Origin of the sequence: Shewanella sp. NKUCC01_JLK (assembly GCF_019345615.1) — a bacterium.
Taxonomy (GTDB): Bacteria; Pseudomonadota; Gammaproteobacteria; order Enterobacterales; family Shewanellaceae; genus Shewanella; species Shewanella oncorhynchi.
The window spans coordinates 180,809-197,551 of sequence record NZ_JAHKRD010000004.1; the positions used below are offsets into that span (position 1 = coordinate 180,809).

The 16,743-nt window shown below is 43.2% G+C and carries 14 protein-coding genes and 1 other annotated feature; of the genes, 9 read left to right on the plus strand and 5 right to left on the minus strand.

All coding sequences use genetic code 11. The features are described 5' to 3' along the window. The first annotated feature begins 30 nt into the window (after positions 1-30). Both KO537_RS06310 and KO537_RS06315 read left to right on the plus strand, forming a co-directional pair. Positions 31-366, plus strand: a complete 336-nt coding sequence (locus KO537_RS06310; RefSeq protein ID WP_028760805.1) for a hypothetical protein — start codon at positions 31-33, stop codon at positions 364-366. A 43-nt stretch (positions 367-409) separates the two neighbouring features. Next, on the plus strand, positions 410-1,705 hold the full coding sequence (locus tag KO537_RS06315) for a sodium:proton antiporter (RefSeq protein WP_173246106.1): 1,296 nt from the start codon (positions 410-412) through the stop codon (positions 1,703-1,705). 174 nt (positions 1,706-1,879) lie between these two features. Here KO537_RS06315 and KO537_RS06320 read toward each other — a convergent pair whose 3' ends face one another. After that, positions 1,880-3,874: a chorismate mutase gene (locus tag KO537_RS06320; protein WP_173246103.1), complete on the minus strand. Its 1,995-nt coding sequence runs from the start codon at positions 3,872-3,874 to the stop codon at positions 1,880-1,882. A 41-nt stretch (positions 3,875-3,915) separates the two neighbouring features. Next, positions 3,916-4,032 (minus strand) — a sequence feature (Phe leader region). 1,637 nt (positions 4,033-5,669) lie between these two features. Further along, positions 5,670-6,026: a ribosome-associated translation inhibitor RaiA gene (raiA, locus tag KO537_RS06325; RefSeq protein ID WP_173246100.1), complete on the minus strand. Its 357-nt coding sequence runs from the start codon at positions 6,024-6,026 to the stop codon at positions 5,670-5,672. Between the two features lie 299 nt (positions 6,027-6,325). Between raiA and KO537_RS06330 the strand changes: the two genes are divergently transcribed. Beyond that, positions 6,326-7,018, plus strand: a complete 693-nt coding sequence (locus tag KO537_RS06330) for a cytochrome b/b6 domain-containing protein (protein ID WP_113940655.1) — start codon at positions 6,326-6,328, stop codon at positions 7,016-7,018. 73 nt (positions 7,019-7,091) lie between these two features. Here the strand turns inward: KO537_RS06330 and KO537_RS06335 are convergent, their stop codons facing one another. Then, on the minus strand, positions 7,092-7,541 hold the full coding sequence (locus KO537_RS06335; RefSeq protein ID WP_028760800.1) for a cytochrome c: 450 nt from the start codon (positions 7,539-7,541) through the stop codon (positions 7,092-7,094). Between the two features lie 190 nt (positions 7,542-7,731). On the opposite strand from KO537_RS06335, the gene trpR reads away from it, so the two are divergent. Then, positions 7,732-8,007 (plus strand): trp operon repressor, encoded by a 276-nt coding sequence (gene trpR, locus KO537_RS06340; RefSeq protein ID WP_028760799.1) that lies wholly within the window; start codon positions 7,732-7,734, stop codon positions 8,005-8,007. Between the two features lie 64 nt (positions 8,008-8,071). Here the strand turns inward: trpR and KO537_RS06345 are convergent, their stop codons facing one another. After that, complete coding sequence (locus tag KO537_RS06345; protein ID WP_173246097.1) at positions 8,072-8,443, minus strand: hypothetical protein; 372 nt, start codon at positions 8,441-8,443, stop codon at positions 8,072-8,074. Between the two features lie 237 nt (positions 8,444-8,680). Next, on the minus strand, positions 8,681-9,337 hold the full coding sequence (slyD, locus tag KO537_RS06350) for a peptidylprolyl isomerase (RefSeq protein WP_028760797.1): 657 nt from the start codon (positions 9,335-9,337) through the stop codon (positions 8,681-8,683). Between the two features lie 641 nt (positions 9,338-9,978). Between slyD and thrA the strand changes: the two genes are divergently transcribed. From thrA to KO537_RS06375, 5 genes are all read left to right on the plus strand, one after another. Continuing rightward, positions 9,979-12,447 (plus strand): bifunctional aspartate kinase/homoserine dehydrogenase I, encoded by a 2,469-nt coding sequence (thrA, locus tag KO537_RS06355; RefSeq protein WP_173246093.1) that lies wholly within the window; start codon positions 9,979-9,981, stop codon positions 12,445-12,447. Further along, entirely contained in the window at positions 12,444-13,403 is a 960-nt protein-coding gene (gene thrB, locus KO537_RS06360; RefSeq protein WP_173246090.1) for a homoserine kinase, read from the plus strand. The genes thrA and thrB overlap by 4 nt, the downstream gene beginning before the upstream one ends. A gap of 70 nt (positions 13,404-13,473) precedes the next feature. Continuing rightward, a complete protein-coding gene (gene thrC, locus KO537_RS06365; RefSeq protein ID WP_219234064.1) occupies positions 13,474-14,757 on the plus strand; it encodes a threonine synthase in 1,284 nt (427 codons plus the stop codon). Between the two features lie 284 nt (positions 14,758-15,041). Further along, positions 15,042-15,335: a hypothetical protein gene (locus KO537_RS06370; protein ID WP_028760793.1), complete on the plus strand. Its 294-nt coding sequence runs from the start codon at positions 15,042-15,044 to the stop codon at positions 15,333-15,335. A gap of 280 nt (positions 15,336-15,615) precedes the next feature. Continuing rightward, on the plus strand, positions 15,616-16,473 hold the full coding sequence (locus KO537_RS06375) for a transporter substrate-binding domain-containing protein (RefSeq protein ID WP_219234065.1): 858 nt from the start codon (positions 15,616-15,618) through the stop codon (positions 16,471-16,473). Positions 16,474-16,743 lie beyond the last annotated feature (270 nt).

The following is a 16,743-nucleotide window of genomic DNA, read 5'->3' on the forward strand; positions in this document are numbered from 1 at the left end:
CCAGTCTATTAGTCTGGCTGGAGTCTCTCAATGACAATGACAACCACTTATGCCGCAAAAATTGAAGACCGTACTCTGGGACATTTGTTGTACGCCTTGATGTCGGGTTTTCCCTTATTATTACTTCCTGTGCTGCTAAGTTTGTTCATTAATCTTTCCCAACGCCAATTCCATGGTAATCCATTATTGGCGTCGCATTTGCGTTGGCAACGGCATTCTAATCTCGCCTTTCTTGGCTTGCTAGTGCTCGGCTATTGCGTTCCACTGACTTGGCTCAGTCTTTCGATTTATCTCTTTGGGATCATTTGGTTTTGCCACAGGATCATTAAAGGGTGGTTAAGTCTATTGGATGGTTTAGAAATCTAAACTTGTGCTAGAGTCTCTAAATTGATGATTTTTAGAGGCTCTTATGTCCAGCTACCAAATTCTGTGTGTCCTCTGCGCGTTGGCGCTAGTGACTTCGGTTATCTCCTCTCGCGTCCATAAACTGCAGGAAACTGTGGCAATTACTGCTATTGCCCTAGGAATGAGTTTGTTGTTGCTCCTTGGGGGGAAGGCTTTAGGTGGGGACGTTTATGTTTATTTTGTCTCTGGCTTAGAGAAACTCGATTTTCAAGCTTTACTGCTCAATGGCATGCTTGGTTTTTTACTCTTTGCCGGCGCATTACAAATCCGCTTAAAAATACTGAGGCATCAAAAGTGGGAGATCCTAATCCTTGCTTTTATAAGCACCTTATTGTCGACATTTATTATAGGTGGGCTGTTATTTTGGTTCGCGCCTATGCTGGGTCTCCCGCTACAATTCAGCCACTGCTTACTGTTCGGCGCCTTGATTTCGCCCACCGATCCTATCGCTGTTTTGGCTATTTTAAAGAAAATGGGTGCGCCGGAAGATATTGCGATTCAAGTAGAAGGTGAATCTTTATTTAACGATGGCATAGGGTTAGTGATTTTTGTGGCAATATCGCAATTGGCTTTCTCCACCGAGCCACTGACGTTTATCCATATCTCTGAGTTATTTATTCGTGAGGCGGTAGGTGGGGTTATTTACGGTAGCGTGCTTGGTTTTCTGCTGCATCATTTTTTCCGCTACTGCGAGGAAGAAACGCAATTAATGCTGGTTACCCTGCTGATCCCAACCGCGGGATATGTCATGGCGGATGTGCTTGGTGTTTCTGGTCCTTTAGCTATGGTGAGTGCGGGGATCATCATAGGAAATTTCAGTGTGCCTAAGTTTTTTGCTCGCAACGAGCGAGTGAAACTATTTACTTTTTGGTCGCTGATTGAATCCTTCTTTAATGCCTTACTCTTCCTATTGCTTGGTTTATTACTTTTGTTAGTCACTTTCAAAGCGCCATTATGGTGGTTTATGTTTGTGGCTATACCAATAGTCTTGTTGGCGCGTGCAATGAGTGTGTTATTACCTTATTTAGGCTTTCGATTGTTTAAGTCATACAACCCCTATGCAGAGACGATTTTGATTTGGGGTGGCTTAAGGGGAGGATTAGCCCTCGCTATGGCGATGAGTTTGCCAGAGGGTATCGTCATAGATGCTATTGGTGGTGTGGAGCTGCGGGAGTTGTTGTTAGTGATGACCTATGCCGTCGTCGTATTTTCGATTCTAGTGCAGGGCTCTACTATGACAGGGCTTATCCGTAGGAGTAATGCCGTTACTGAACCATCGAGTGCTGTTGGCTCTTCTTAAAATGCATAAAGGCTCACTGCGCTGCAATACTAAACAATATTAAGCCTGCTAGTCATCACACTGGCTAGCAAGCTTGTCTGAGTCAATTAGGGATAAAAGATGTCTTATTTATCCCTTAACACACTTCGAACTAACCACATTTCACTTTAAATTAAATCAATCAAGATCAAAGCTTTAGTTCGCCCGATATAATTCCCGTACCACAGCGCTTATTAAGTTAAGCGACTCATGGTCATCATGGCTAGCTAGTGGACAATTGAGTATCAATCCATCCACTTTAAGCTGTTTAATACCTTGTGTTTGAACCAATAGGGCATCATCTGATACGGCATAACTTGGGTTGATCAAAATCGGCAAATGGCTCGTGGCTTTAATCTGGATCAGACTCGCTAAATCGAGTGAAGGTAGATTGGCGTTATTTAAGGTTCTAATGCCTGAGTCACACAGAACCAGTTGCTGATTGCCTTGGCTTAAAATGACTTCTGTTGCCGTGAGTAATTCTTCAAAACTTGCCATATCGTTACGCTCAAGTATTAAAGGTACCGGTAGGGTTCCTACTTGAGTCAGTAAAGTTTGGTTAAACATCTGCTTGCCTGCGAGGAATAACATATCGGCGTGCTGGACTGCTAATGGCATATCAGCTTCTTGCGCTATGGCAATAATGCACACTAGGCCATATTGATGCAGGATTTGGCGTAGTTTAGCGAGAGTAACTTCTGCCATAGTCAGTTGATTAACAGAGCTGAGCAAAACGGCTTGGAATCCCGCTTCTTTAAGCTGCTTCACTTGTTGCTCGAAAGCCGATAATGCTAAATGTGAAATGTCATTATTCAGTGTGATTTGGGCTATGGCACAGACATGCCCTGCACCGATTGTCATTGCGCCGCAGTTGATTTCACTGGCTTGCTCTTTATAGGCTTTGCTATATCGAACTGGACTGGCATTAGCACCATTTTCGCTGATGACTTGATCCTTAGAGGTGCTGGGCTCAATCAGTAGCTGGCTGTTGCTCAGCTGTGTGGGCTTGACTGTTTCACAAGGATAACAGCCTAATACTTTGATAAAACGGGTGATCCGCTCTAGTTGCTTTAAACCTGCCAGCATAGATTCACTGGAGATATTTGCGTCGATATCTAAATAGAACATTTCTTCCCAAGGTGTTCCTGGAATCGGGCGTGACTCTAATTTGCTCATGTTTAACTGATGCGCTTTTAGAACCAGTAAGGCTTCCACTAAAGCACCGGCTTTTTGGCCTGTTGCCATGATCAATGTAGTCTTAGCGGGTAACTGCTCTGGTACGGCAACGGCTTTGCGAGCAACAACGATAAAGCGACTTTGGTTGATCTTCTGATTAGCTAAACCTGCTTCTATGGACTCAAGTTGATAGAGTGCACCACCTTCGGCGCTGCCAATCGCTGCTGCACTGTTATCTGGACTTTGGTTTACCTTTTCCATTGCTTCTGCGCTGCTTGAGCAGTATTCCAGTCTCAAGTCTTTGTGTTGAGTTAAATATCTGCTGCATTGGCTAATAGGCTGAGGGTGGGCATAGACAGTTTTGATCTCAGCTAATTTACTGCCAGCTTTTCCTAGTAGGCAATGGCTGACTTCAATCGTCGTTTCGCCAACAATCGACAGACTGGTGTGCTGTAGCACGTCGTAGACTTCGTTGATTGAACCTGAAGATGTGTTCTCAATCGGCAGGAAACCATAATCAGCATGTCCAGACTCAACGGCTTGCACTATTTCATCGAAACTTTGGCAACCTAAGTCCAGCATTTCAACTTGGCGACGTTGGCAATAGCGTGTAGCTGCGAGATAAGAGTATGAACCTCTAGCACCGAGGTAAGCGATACAATACTGTTGTTTTTGTGTCTCTGGATTGGCGCGGCCGTGAAGGTAAGCTTGTTGATTTAATACTGAATCTTCAATGATGCTCTGGTAAAGGGAGATAACATAGTGGGCATCTAATCCTTTCTCTCTGCCTTCTTTCACGAGTCGAGCGAGCAGTTCTTTTTCCCTTTGAGTATCTCTGATGGGTCTGACATCTACTTCTTTGCTACGGGCTACTTCTAAACTTAAGCGACGGCGCTCAGCGAGTAATGCCAGCAGTTCATTATCCAGATGGGTGATCTGCTCTCGGGTTTGATTTAAAGGCTGTGGTGTATGCATTCTGACCTCAATTGCCGCCATGTATTTTATCAATCGTTTAAGACAAAAAAGCCTCCCAGTTGGGAGGCTTTGGATTTTTACTTTCGTTTTTACACAGTAAATCCGCCTCCTAGAGTGGGGGTGTAAAAAAGAAAGTAAAAAAAGCTGCTGTTATCATTTTCATGGTCTTAAAACTAAAGGGCTAGGGCTTAGCTGTCAATCAAAACTTTCTTAAAGGTAATCTAAAAAAAGCGCACCCGAGGGTGCGCTGGTTTGGTTCAAGTATATATATGGTCAAGCGAGTTTATCCTCCCTATGGTCAGTGTGGGACAAGGTAACACATTCGTTTATCTTACATTTACGTGTAACAGTAAAACGTTGACAACTCACTCGATAACGACTTGCATTTACAATGAACATTAACAAGTACTTTATGCGGCATAGCGTATAACCTTGAAACTATGCAGTTTGCAGTACCAGCGAACTTACGTTGACATGTCTTGCACTTATATTTTAACAATTAACACTTGCATGGAGCTATAACATTAAAAACTAACACTAACAAAACGAACATTTAAAAATAAACGATTTACGGCTCATTGGTTGTACTAGGTACATTTTGCTGTAAGAACAGCTTAGCCTTGTCACGCGTTTAGGTCTTGCTACTTACATTATTACCATTATTACTTTTTACTTTAAAACCTAACATGTTAATACATGGAGAGTATAAAAAGCTTTCATTTACTGTTATTACAATTTTCGTCAAGTCTAGATTTCCTCCTTTTTAGTTGATAAGTAAACATTATTTAAGGTGTCTATAAATATCAAAACTCAACTAATGGTAAACGTTAACACATTACATAAATAAACATTTATACGATTTACAGTTTTTACTATAAAGATAACACTAAGTAAACTAATGACTTTTAATTAAACCAACGTATTGTACTTACATTAAACACTTACATTAAATCACACGCTAAAAACGCTAACTAACATATCAGTGTAAATATGACTCTCTTCATATAACTAATCTATATCTAACTAAACGTGACAGTTGTTACCTCATTTATCTCAGTGTTTAGCACGCATTGGTGCTGACCCGTTTTACAATAAACGCTTTTATTCATGTAGCTTTTGTAAATGTGATTTTTGTTTATGTTTACCTGAGCCTCCATTGTGGATATAAAAAGTTTGATAGTTAAAGGTTTTGCTAATGTACTCGTTGTACTGTACTCGGCTCCTTATGTTAACTCTGGTATTCAGCAATGCCGCCTGTTTCTGGTGGGCATCCTGATATTGGGTCAAAATTGAGTACTGCTTTTAGTGAATGCCAACATACTTGATTGTTTCTAAAATCAAATTGTTCGCTCTTGTGTTGCCTCCTTTCCAAACTTGCTATTGAAAGTGGAACCTAGTTGAAAATAAAAATTGAACTTTTAAACGTAGAAATTATAAGTAAAATTAATCATTAACAGTAAACCTTAGTACTTAAAACCTTAGTGCTTAAAACTATAAGGCTTAGATTGGTCGTGCTCCTTAGTTATATCCAGTAACGTTACTTAGAACTTAAGATCTGTTAATCAATATTTGTAAATCAAAATTTAAAGTAAATCAACATTTGAAACGATTTAAATCCGCACCACTTCGATTCTTGCTGTCACTTTGTAAAGTGTAGTAGGTATTTAGTCAAAAGAACTGTTTTTTTCATCATTAAAATGATTGCACTAAGCTTTTGTAAAAACTGTGATCTGATTAAATATTTCTACTTTATTGCTCTCAAAGTGATGCGTTTCTCGCACTCACTAGATTTAAATTATGCCGCATCTTCCTCCTCGTACTCGTCGTCAATTTCAGCAACATTATTAGTCGGTGTTAGTGATGTGGAGCGTTGAGCTTCAGGTTTGTGTGTTATGCGATTGAGCTGCTTCTCTAATTTTTGGCCCATAGCGTTAATCGCAGTATATAAATTTTCATGTTTTGCTTGAGCGAAGAGTTCTCCATTTGGGATGCCAACCGATGCTTCAATTTTGAAACCAGGTTTCTCCTCCGTAATGATTACATGGGGATTTATCATTTGCACATCATGCCTTGAAAGTTTTTCAAAACGGCTTTCAATGCGTTCGCGAATAGGAGATGTGACTTCAAGTTGCTTGCTAGTAATCTTTAGCATATTTCGAACCTTCTGTTGTTTCCTTGGATTTCAGATTACCAAGGTTCGCACTATAAAACGAGATGTAGATCACGTTTTTGTGCCCATTAGATACTGTTCGTTGGATATTTGATCACTTAGACAAATATCAATAATTCTTGGCCCAAAAGCCTTGTATTGCCAGCTAAATGGGGTCATATTCGATGGGATAACTCCGCAGTCTTTGCCCTTATTTACTTATATTTACTTTAAGTTTCATCCCGAATCCCGATAAAATACCTCTACTTATTCCATTCGGTCACTTTGAGTTTGCCCATTTTATGAATACTGAACACGTTAAAATTAAGGTCTGGGATTTACCCACGCGAATTTTCCATTGGGGCATGGTGTGTCTGTTGGCACTTTTATGGTGGAGTGCCGATGCGGGCGAAATGCAGTGGCATCAAATTTTTGCTTATAGTTTGCTGATCCTTATTGGATTTAGGATCCTCTGGGGGCTGATTGGTAGCGATACGGCAAGGTTTAGTCACTTTGTTCATCACCCCAAAGTTGTACTCGATTACTTGAGATCGATTCGAACTAAAGGGATGTCTGTGGTACTTGGACACAATCCTATCGGTGGCTATATGGTCATCGCGTTGATTGGGATCATTAGCCTTCAATTAGTTACAGGCCTTTTTGCGACCGATGATATTTTTACCGAAGGTCCGCTATATAGCTATGTCAGTTCAGATACCAGTGGGTTTTTGACTTGGTTACACAAAACGAACTTTAACCTTATTCTCTTGCTGAGTGCCATTCATGTACTGGCTGTGATTATTCATGCCATGAAAGGGGATAAGTTAGTTGGTGCTATGATCAGTGGCTACAAGAAAGTCTCGAAGGTTGCTTTTTCATCAAGTGCGAAGAGCGAGCTTCGATTCAAGTCTGAGTGGCTTGCTTTAGTGCTGTTCACAGTATGCGCTGCTGTGGTCTTTGGCTATTTAATGTGGCCAATAGTGCAAGTTCTGTAGATTTATACTTAGTTTTGGAACAACAAAAAGCCTGCTATTTAGCAGGCTTTTTGATGGGAAAAACAACGTCAAACTAATCTTTCTTATAAATGTCGTGACAACTTTTACAGCTTTTTCCAGTGTCCATAAAGGCTTGTTTGATTTCAGCTTGATTACCTTTTTGAGCTACAGTAGCCAGAATGGCAGCATTCTCTTGGAAGGTTTTCATTTTTGCATCAAAATCAGCTCTGTCTTGCCAAACTTTGGCTAGGGCTTCGGTATCACCTTTGTCTGAGCCATCAATAAAACCTTCGAAAGGAATTTTGGATAATGCAGCAACATTCGTTGCGCGCATTGCGAAGGTTTCTGCTTCGAAAGGTTTTTTGCCTTTCATCATGGCAGCCATATCGCCGAAGTTATAAGCAATAAGACCAAATGCAGATTGGCGGTATTCAATTGCATCTTTAGAGTCTTCGAAATTGTGTGCTTGAGCAGTTGAAGCCAATAAGGTACTGGCAACGAGAGTAAGTAGTAATTTTTTCATCGTATTCTCACAAATTAGCGTCGAAGTGTGACATTGCACTCCTATTGTACACAAATTAACTTGATGTACTAGAAGCAATTTTGTCAGTTTTTGTCTGGATAAGACGGCTAAACGTAACAATTTATTTGTAAGTAGGCTAAATCTGTTAGACTGCTAATGTAATGCTTGAACAGTACTTATGAGGGTGATTATGCGAGCTAACTGGGATCTAGTATTAGAAAAAATTTTGAGCCACAGCAATTATGAAGATCTTTCTGTGTTGTTTCATTTACTGTTAACCGAAGAAGAACGTAGTGCCGTTGCCGGACGTTTGAAGGTCTTTCAATTGCTGCTAGACGGGGAAATGAGTCAAAGGCATATCGCTGCGGAATATGAAGTCAGTATTGCAACGATTACACGTTGTTCTAATTATTTGAAGAATATGTCTTCTGAGCATAGGGCGAAAGTTCAAAAACTAATTGGTTAGTGTTCACGTGGATACAACTCTTATGAATATCATCTGCTCCTATTGTGGTGAATAGAACTAAGTCTTAAGGCGTGATGGGAAGCTTATGACGACGATAGAGGGAACGACGAACCAGAATGTATAAGCCGTAGCTGAGTAAACAGATAGCCAGAATTGGGTAAAGATCCTTGGGAAGGAATTTAAAGATAGCCAGCGCCGCTAAGAGATAGATAAAAGGTATAAAGTCATAAATTATCTCGGGAAGATAACCCGATTTACGTCGTTTGGCCGAGTCTGTTCGACGGTTTTGAGAACGCATAACGTAGATCCTCGCACCTAATACAAATACCACAGTTGCCGCTATCAAGGCATAGTTGATGTCGAGTGCAATAAAACTCGAACTACCGAGCGCCATGTAGCCAAAAGGCAAAATTTCGTAAAGTGGTTTGGTTAACATAAGCACTCCGTCGCTTAACTTAGGTTGATATCAATATCTAATTGAAAATATTCATATAAAATTTGAATACTTCAATTTACCAGTCAGTTATTTATCTATTACGAATATTATAAACGCTTGTGTATAAAAAATGCACGACCTTAAATTAAGGGCGTGCATCTTAAAAGGTTAAACAATGGCTGTTTAATCACTTACGGATAAACAACTTCTCGTTTAACTTCTGGTATCAGGCTTTGTTTAGCCGCGGCAACCACAGCCGCCATTACCATCACAACCTGTTTTAGGTGTATCACAGGCTTCGTGCTCTTCATGGTGGTGTCCATGATCGTGGTCTGAACCACCACAACATCCGCCCGCTTCTTGTTTACCTGAACCGCCACAGCATCCACCACCGTGGTCGTGATCATGTCCATGGCTTCCACAACCACCTTGGGCATGAATGTGGCCATGAGCGATTTCTTCGGCTGAGGCTTCACGAACGTCAACGATTTCGACGCTGAAATTGAGCGATTGGCCCGCTAAAGGATGGTTGCCATCGACGATAACCACATCGTCTTTCACTTCCATGACTTGAACTGGGCGCTGACCCATTTCAGTTTCAGCGATGAAGCGCATACCTGGGACGATATCTTCGATATCACCAAAGGCTTCTAATGGCACGGCTTGACGTAGGCCATCGTGATAAGGCCCATAGGCTTCTTCGGCACTAATAGTGACATCGAGTTTTTCGCCTTTGCTTTTACCGTCTAATGCGGCTTCTAAACCTGGGATCAGGTTTTCAGTGCCGTGTAGATATAGCATAGGTTCAGAGTCGAAAGAGTCTTCTAATAGTCTGCCTTCTTGATCTGATAAACGGTAATGAATGGTTACCGCGCTGTGTTGAGTGATCTTCATATCGCCTCCAATTCGTAATGTGCGCGCATAATAACGTGCTTTTTTAGTGCTGGCGATAATTTGAAGTGGCTTATGTTAGATATCGCACAGGTTTTTTTTAGGCAAATTTGTCGGTGCTTTACGGTAGAAAGGATGAGTAATGTGATTTTTGCTCGTTAGCCTGTCAATTTAGCCTGAGTGATGAGGTAGAACAAATAACGCATTATTTTAACGTGCACTATAAATAATTAGATTGAAAACAAGTGATTATCTAATGGTTTTCGTGCCGCATTACGTTGACGTCAACAGTTATCTATTGCGTAAATCGCATTTTTACCCCTAGAAAACTTCATATTAACGAATCTTGATGCAGTATTTTATCGAGCGTTAATATTTGCCTATAAATAATCCATTTTAGGGGTTGACAAGCGCGGGTAAAAAAAGCAATTCTGTTTATCAAGAAATTAACATGGATTAGCCCAAACACATGCATAGCCTAGGTTTCGTAGTAACTACCATTATTACAACCACCACTACAACAACAGTGGGGGCGGGCTGATACACCCTAAAGAATTTTAACGATGAGCCCGCTTCCCACAAAGAAGCGGGCTTTTTTGTTTCTAGCTCTTATTTCTAAGTCGGGCGCGGTACAGGAGAACAAGATGAAAGTAATGAAATTTGGTGGTACCTCGCTTGCAAATTGGCAGCGATTCTCGATGGCGGCGGATATCGTTGCTAAGTCATCTAAGCTTGAACCCATCGCCACTGTGCTATCGGCCCCGGCGACTGTGACAAATGCGTTACTAGAAATGGTTGATGTAGCAGTCAAAGGTGAAGATTATTCGCCTGTGCTGCAGCATGTTGAGCGGGTATTTACCTCGCTATACCAAGATGCTGTTACTTCAATGTTGTCGAGTGAGCAGAGTGAACAGCTCTTTTCTGGACTTAATGCACAGCTGGTGATTTGGCAGGATAGATTACGTGGCATTAGCTTACTGCAAGAGTGTCCTGATGGCATACGTGCTGAAATCGTGGTGGCAGGTGAGCGTTTATCTGCAGCCTTGATGGAACAAGTGATGCTATCTAAGGGGATCACATCTGCTCAACTCGATCCGCGCGCCTTGTTTCTAGGTCGTGGTCGGCCGTTAGAATCCGTGGTCGATATCGCTGTGAGTAAGCCAAGGTTTCGTGCGTTGGCATTAGGTGAAAAGCGCGTATGGGTAATGCCGGGATTCACCGCCGCCGATGAACAGGGCAAAGTGGTGACGTTAGGCCGTAATGGTTCTGACTATTCTGCTGCTGTGCTCGCTGCCTGTTTAGATGCGTCAAGTTGTGAAATCTGGACCGATGTTGACGGTGTTTATAATACCGATCCCCGTGTGGTTGCCGATGCTAAGCTGTTATCACAACTCAGCTATCAAGAGGCGATGGAACTCTCCTATTTTGGCGCTAAGGTGCTGCATCCTAAGACGATTGCGCCTATCGCCCAGTTCCATATTCCCTGTTATATCAAAAACAGTTTTAACCCCGATGCGCCCGGCACTCTGGTATCAAACCAAGCCGATGAAACCGGCTTGCAGGTTAAAGCTATCTCTAATTTAGATAACCAGACCATGTTCGATATTTCAGGCCCTGGCATGAAAGGCATGGTTGGCATGGCGAGCCGTACCCTCGCGGCGATTTCCCGCAGCGGCGTGTCTGTGTCTTTAATCACCCAAAGCTCCTCTGAATACAGTATTAGCTTCTGTGTGGCGACGTCTGACTCGGCCAAAGTGAAATGGGCCTTAGAGCAAGAGTTTGAATTAGAAATAAAAAGTGACTTGCTTGAACCTATTGCTATGCGTCATGAGCTCGCTATCGTTTCTTTGATTGGTGATGGCATGCGCACCCACAAAGGCGTGGCAGCGCGTTTCTTCCAAGCGTTAGCGCAGGCGAGCGTGAACATTATCGCCATCGCCCAAGGTTCGTCCGAGCGGTCGATTTCGACTGTGATCGAGCAGCGTAAGACTAAGCATGCGGTGGCGGCTTGTCATCAAGGCTTTTTCGATGTGCAGCAGTATTTAGATGTGTTTTTAGTGGGTTGCGGCAATGTAGGTGCAGGCCTGCTCGAGCAGATAAAACAACAGTCCGCCATGCTCAAAGAGCAGCACATCAGTATCCGTGTTTGCGGCATAGTAAATTCGAACAAGATGCTACTCGACAGTGCGGGCATCGATTTAAGCAACTGGTCTAGTTTGCTTGCCGATAGTCAGCAAGCCTGCGATATCCCTGCGTTACTTGCATGGGTGAAAGAGCAACAATTGCTTAATCCTGTGCTGGTGGATTGCACCTCGAGTGAGCAAGTATCGGATCTGTATTTGGATGTGATGAACTCAGGATTGCATGTGGTCACGCCGAACAAAAAGTCGAACACTCGCGATTATGCTTATTATCAAGCACTTCGCCAAACGGCATTAAAACAGCGTCGCCAATTCTTATATGAAACTACAGTCGGTGCAGGTTTGCCTGTGATCGATAACCTGAAAAAACTGTTATTTGCGGGTGACAAACTGCATAAATTTAACGGTATTTTATCGGGTTCTTTATCCTTTATCTTCGGCATGCTGGATGAAGGCATGACACTTTCTGAAGCAACCGGTCTTGCGCGGGAAAAATGTTTTACTGAGCCCGATCCCCGTGATGATTTGAGTGGTATGGATGTGGCGCGTAAAGTGCTCATTCTTGCCCGTGAAGTGGGACTAAAGTTAGAGCTCTGTGACGTGCAGGTTGAATCTGTATTGCCAGCCGAGTTTGATGATTCAGGTGATGTTGAAAGCTTTATGGCACGATTACCGCAAGTTGATGCTGCAATTGCCACAAAAGTGGCGCAGGCCAAAGCCCAAGGTAAAGTGCTGCGTTATGTTGGGCAAATTGAGGATGGTGTGTGCCGTGTGCGTATCGCCGAAGTGGATGCACAGGATCCGCTTTATAGCGTTAAAGGCGGTGAAAATGCCTTGGCGTTCTATAGCCGCTATTATCAGCCCATTCCCTTTGTGCTACGCGGCTATGGCGCAGGGACTGAAGTGACCGCTGCTGGTGCCTTTGCCGATGTATTAAGAACCTTGAATTGGACTCGTGAGGTGAGTGTATGAGTTTGACCGTTTACGCTCCAGCCTCTATGGGTAACGTGGGAGTCGGATTTGATTTACTGGGGGCAGCATTAGCGCCGATTGATGGTAGTTTACTGGGCGATAGAGTGACTATCGCCGCGGCAGCGTCGGGTGTGAGTCTTATGCAGACTGGCGCTTGGGCCCATAAACTGCCTGATAATCCGCAAGACAATATTGTGTACCAATGTGCCGAATTCTTCTTAACAGCCATGAGTAAGGAGTTCTTAGAAGCATTTGGCAAAGATGAAGGCGTGGCACTCACACTGGAAAAGAACCTGCCCGTCGGTAGTGGGTTAGGGTCGAGTGCCAGCTCTGTCGTGGCGGCGTTATATGCCTTGAATGAATATTTTGATAGACCCTATAACGAGCAAGCACTGCTAGAACTGATGGGCGAGTTTGAAGGGAAGATCAGCGGTAGTGTGCACTATGACAACGTTGCCCCCTGTTATTTGGGCGGCATGCAATTGATGCTCAATGTGCCGGGCACAGTTTGCGAAGCGATACCCAGCTTTAAAGAATGGTATTGGGTTGTGGCCTATCCAGGGATTTCACTTTCAACGGCAATGATGCGCAAACTCATGCCAGATCAATATGATAAAAGTGTCACTATCGATTTTGGCCGTTATTTAAGCGCCTTTGTGCATGCGTCTTACCAGCAGAATGCCAAGCTTGCGATCAGCGTATTAAAGGATGTGTTAGCCGAGCCCTATCGCGCCGCCGCGATCCCGGGTTACGACAAGGCCAGAGCCGCTTTAGCCGATTTAGGCATGTTGACTACGGGGATTTCGGGCAGCGGCCCAACGCTGTTTTCAATAACCGATGATTTAGCCACGGCAAATACCGCTAAAGCTTGGTTAGAGGCGCATTATCTCACCGAGGAGGGTGGCTTTGCCCACGTGTGTCGCCTCGATGAGCAAGGCACGCGTAGAGTCGATTAATAGTTAATTTAGCTACGACTAAGTACCCCAAATTAGCATTTAAGCTTTAGCATCAAAAGGTTGAGTGAGCATGGAACTATATAATTTAAAACACCCTTCGCAGAAAGTGAACTTTAAAGAAGCGGTACAACTGGGGTTAGGTAAAGACAGAGGTTTGTTTTTTCCTAGTCAAATACCCGTACTAGACGATATTGAAGGATTGCTGGCGTTGCCATTCGTTGAGCGCAGTAAAAAAGTACTCGGTGCATGGCTTGCCTCTGAACTAGGGCAAGATGCGGTTGATGAACTGGTTGAGCGTGCCTTTAACTTCGATTTACCTTTGGTTGCCGTCGATGAGCAGCGTGCCTGCCTCGAATTATTCCACGGTCCAACACTGGCGTTTAAAGATTTTGGGGCGCGCTTTATGGCGCAATGTGTCAATGCCTTTGTCGGCGACACACGCTTAACCATTCTGACTGCGACCTCGGGTGACACTGGCGCCGCGGTTGCCGATGCTTTTTATGGGCTTGAGAAAGTCAATGTGGTGGTGCTCTATCCTAAGGGCAAGATCAGTGAGCTACAGGAAAAGATGTTCACGACTTTGGGCAAGAATATCCATACAGTTGCCGTCTCGTCCGATTTCGATGCCTGCCAAGATCTGGTTAAGCGCGCCTTTGATGATCCCGAAGTCCGCGATGGGCTGAGCTTAAACTCGGCGAACTCTATCAATATCAGCCGCTTACTCGCGCAAATTTGCTATTACTTTGAAGCGGTTGCCCAGTCTAAACAACGCCATGAAGCCGATCCTGTGATTTCAGTGCCAAGTGGTAACTTTGGCAACCTCACCGCAGGTTTATTCGCTAAAGCCATGGGATTACCGGTTAAACGCTTTATTGCCGCGACCAATGCCAACGATACAGTGCCGCGTTATTTAGACAATGGCCAATGGCAGCCCAATCCGACTCAAGCGACTATGTCCAATGCCATGGATGTGAGTGAACCCAGTAACTGGCCGCGTGTGGAAGCCATTTGTGAGAAATTAGGCTGGCCACTGAGTAGCTTAGTGGGTATTCGTTTATCGGAGGAACAAACGTCACAGGCATTAGCTGAGTTACACGCTCAAGGTTATGTGTCTGAGCCCCACGCGGCGATTGCGGCTAAGGCCTTATCTTTAACCTTAGTGCCCGATGAAGTGGGCATATTCTTGGGGACGGCGCATCCCGCTAAATTTAAGGATGTTGTGGATAGAGAATTAACGCTTAACTTACCCTTGCCGCCTGAGCTTGAAGCTGTTGCGAGTAAGCCCATCTTATCTGCGGAATTAGCGGCAGATTTTACTGCATTAAAAGTGCATTTATTCAAAATATTAGCTTAAGGGCTTTAGCCCTACTGATGTCTGCCTAGCAGTGGAATAACATGGCGTAAAAGCAGGAAGGGAGCTTGGCTCCCTTTTTTTACAAGTGTGAGTTTTATGGTGGGGAATTGATGAGCTTGTGTTACCAGCGAACATAAAACAACCCTTAGTTAACTACATGATATTTAATTAATATTTGTAACTTTCTGTATTATCCTTGGTTTCTTATATGTGACATTGTTCACAATTTTATCGGTTGCAATTAGTTATGTTCACCCGCGTGTTTAATCTGTGGGTTAATTGATTTGTCTAAATTTTTTCTGTTAAGTACATGTTTTTGCGTTTTAATATCTGGATGTGCGACCAAGCAGCATGAACTATATCGTCGCATAAACGTGGCGTACGATTTTGAAGTCACCCACTGCGATAGTTTTGCTTTAGTCACTGGGGTGAGCCGCCATGAAAACCGGCTTGATGAAGCTAAAGAGTCCGCCACGGCTCAGGGTGAGGAATTGGGGGGAACACACATAGTTTGGTTACAAGTCGATATGGGGGATCCCACTAAAGTTGTTGCTATTATTTATAAGTGTCTGATTTAAATTTATAAAACTTTATTTTATTTCCTGCGTTCAGGCTTAGCCTTTATCGCAGTATAGTGAGTCGTTTAGATCTCACTCTTGGCTGTTGTGCTTTTTTGTTATTATCCCCCGTCCTTTTTTAGGCTAATTACTGTGATCTCGCCGGTGTTTATGGCGCGCTATCTAAGTGACAACTACGCTTACTGAGGTAGAACCCCCTCGCGGAAGTCTGACACTGAATCGTTATACTTCATCTTAATCAAGAGAGGATCATCAACTTAAGAGGCAAGTAACTTAGCCTATGCCATGGTTTAAATACGTTCCTGTCTTATTTATGTTTTTTTTAGTCTTGCCCGCTGTAAGTGCGTCGCAGGTCAATAGCCCTTTACCTTGTAAGAACACGATTAAAGTCGGTTACAACGATTGGCCTCCCTATGCTTGGCAAGATCCTCAAGGAGAAGCCCAAGGCTTAGATGTGGATCTGATGCGGGCATTTGCAGTGTATCTTGGTTGTGAAGTTCATTTTATTAATGTGCCCGCTAAGCGCTCGCATCAGATGTTGCGAGCAGGACAGTTAGATGTGTTGATGGGAGCGACTATGACGGATGAACGTCAAAACTATGCTCTTTTTTCAACCTATTACCGAGATGAAGAGCTACGCTTATTTGTACTTTATGAGCAAAAAGATCAGATTAATATCGATAAATGGGAGGACATTTTTACCAAAAAATTGCGTCTACTTGTCCCTTCTAGCGGTTGGTATGGTGCAGATTATCAAGAATCTCAATATCGATTAGAGCAGGAGCACTTGTTAGTATTAAGTCCCGACTCAGATAAGTCTGTGCAAATGCTTATCTACGGTAGAGGAGATATGATCGTCGGAGATACCTTAGCCATGCCCTATATCGCCAGCCAGCATCAACGCATCAAGCTAGTGCCACTTAAGTTAGTGTTAGATCAAAACCATATTCATTTAATGTTCAGCAAAGCGAGTATCAAGACAAGCCAGTTAGAGCAGTTTAATCATGCGATTAAGGCATTGATGGATAACGGTGAAATTGCACGAGTGATCAATAAATGGCAACAAATGACACTGGCGAAACAGTCTAATATGAGCCGCCTAAACAGTCCGCTAAAGACGCTGTATGTCAGCCCTTAACATTAGCCCTTCACGTTAGCCACTCGTGTCCGACTCTGGTATATTTTTATCCTAGTGCAATATGGTAACGCTATGATCTTTGATGTTTTCCTCTAAAGAATCTTGTCTTTTATTCAGTTGTTCCTCCGCGATTTAAGATGTGACACATTTGCTAAAACTTCTCTGACTTGAAGTTACTGAACTCTCTATCAAATTCTGCTAGCTTGTTGGGCTCAATTGTCATGCTTTGGACTTGATTGTGGTTTTTTACAAAAGCCCATGGCAAGAATT

Coding starts and splice junctions, on each gene's coding strand:
- KO537_RS06310 (WP_028760805.1), top strand. CDS start 31: ATGACAATGACAACCACTTATGCCGCAAAAATTGAAGACCGTACTCTG.
- KO537_RS06315 (WP_173246106.1), top strand. CDS start 410: ATGTCCAGCTACCAAATTCTGTGTGTCCTCTGCGCGTTGGCGCTAGTG.
- KO537_RS06320 (WP_173246103.1), bottom strand. CDS start 3,874: ATGCATACACCACAGCCTTTAAATCAAACCCGAGAGCAGATCACCCAT.
- raiA (WP_173246100.1), bottom strand. CDS start 6,026: ATGCTAAAGATTACTAGCAAGCAACTTGAAGTCACATCTCCTATTCGC.
- KO537_RS06330 (WP_113940655.1), top strand. CDS start 6,326: ATGAATACTGAACACGTTAAAATTAAGGTCTGGGATTTACCCACGCGA.
- KO537_RS06335 (WP_028760800.1), bottom strand. CDS start 7,541: ATGAAAAAATTACTACTTACTCTCGTTGCCAGTACCTTATTGGCTTCA.
- trpR (WP_028760799.1), top strand. CDS start 7,732: ATGCGAGCTAACTGGGATCTAGTATTAGAAAAAATTTTGAGCCACAGC.
- KO537_RS06345 (WP_173246097.1), bottom strand. CDS start 8,443: ATGTTAACCAAACCACTTTACGAAATTTTGCCTTTTGGCTACATGGCG.
- slyD (WP_028760797.1), bottom strand. CDS start 9,337: ATGAAGATCACTCAACACAGCGCGGTAACCATTCATTACCGTTTATCA.
- thrA (WP_173246093.1), top strand. CDS start 9,979: ATGAAAGTAATGAAATTTGGTGGTACCTCGCTTGCAAATTGGCAGCGA.
- thrB (WP_173246090.1), top strand. CDS start 12,444: ATGAGTTTGACCGTTTACGCTCCAGCCTCTATGGGTAACGTGGGAGTC.
- thrC (WP_219234064.1), top strand. CDS start 13,474: ATGGAACTATATAATTTAAAACACCCTTCGCAGAAAGTGAACTTTAAA.
- KO537_RS06375 (WP_219234065.1), top strand. CDS start 15,616: ATGCCATGGTTTAAATACGTTCCTGTCTTATTTATGTTTTTTTTAGTC.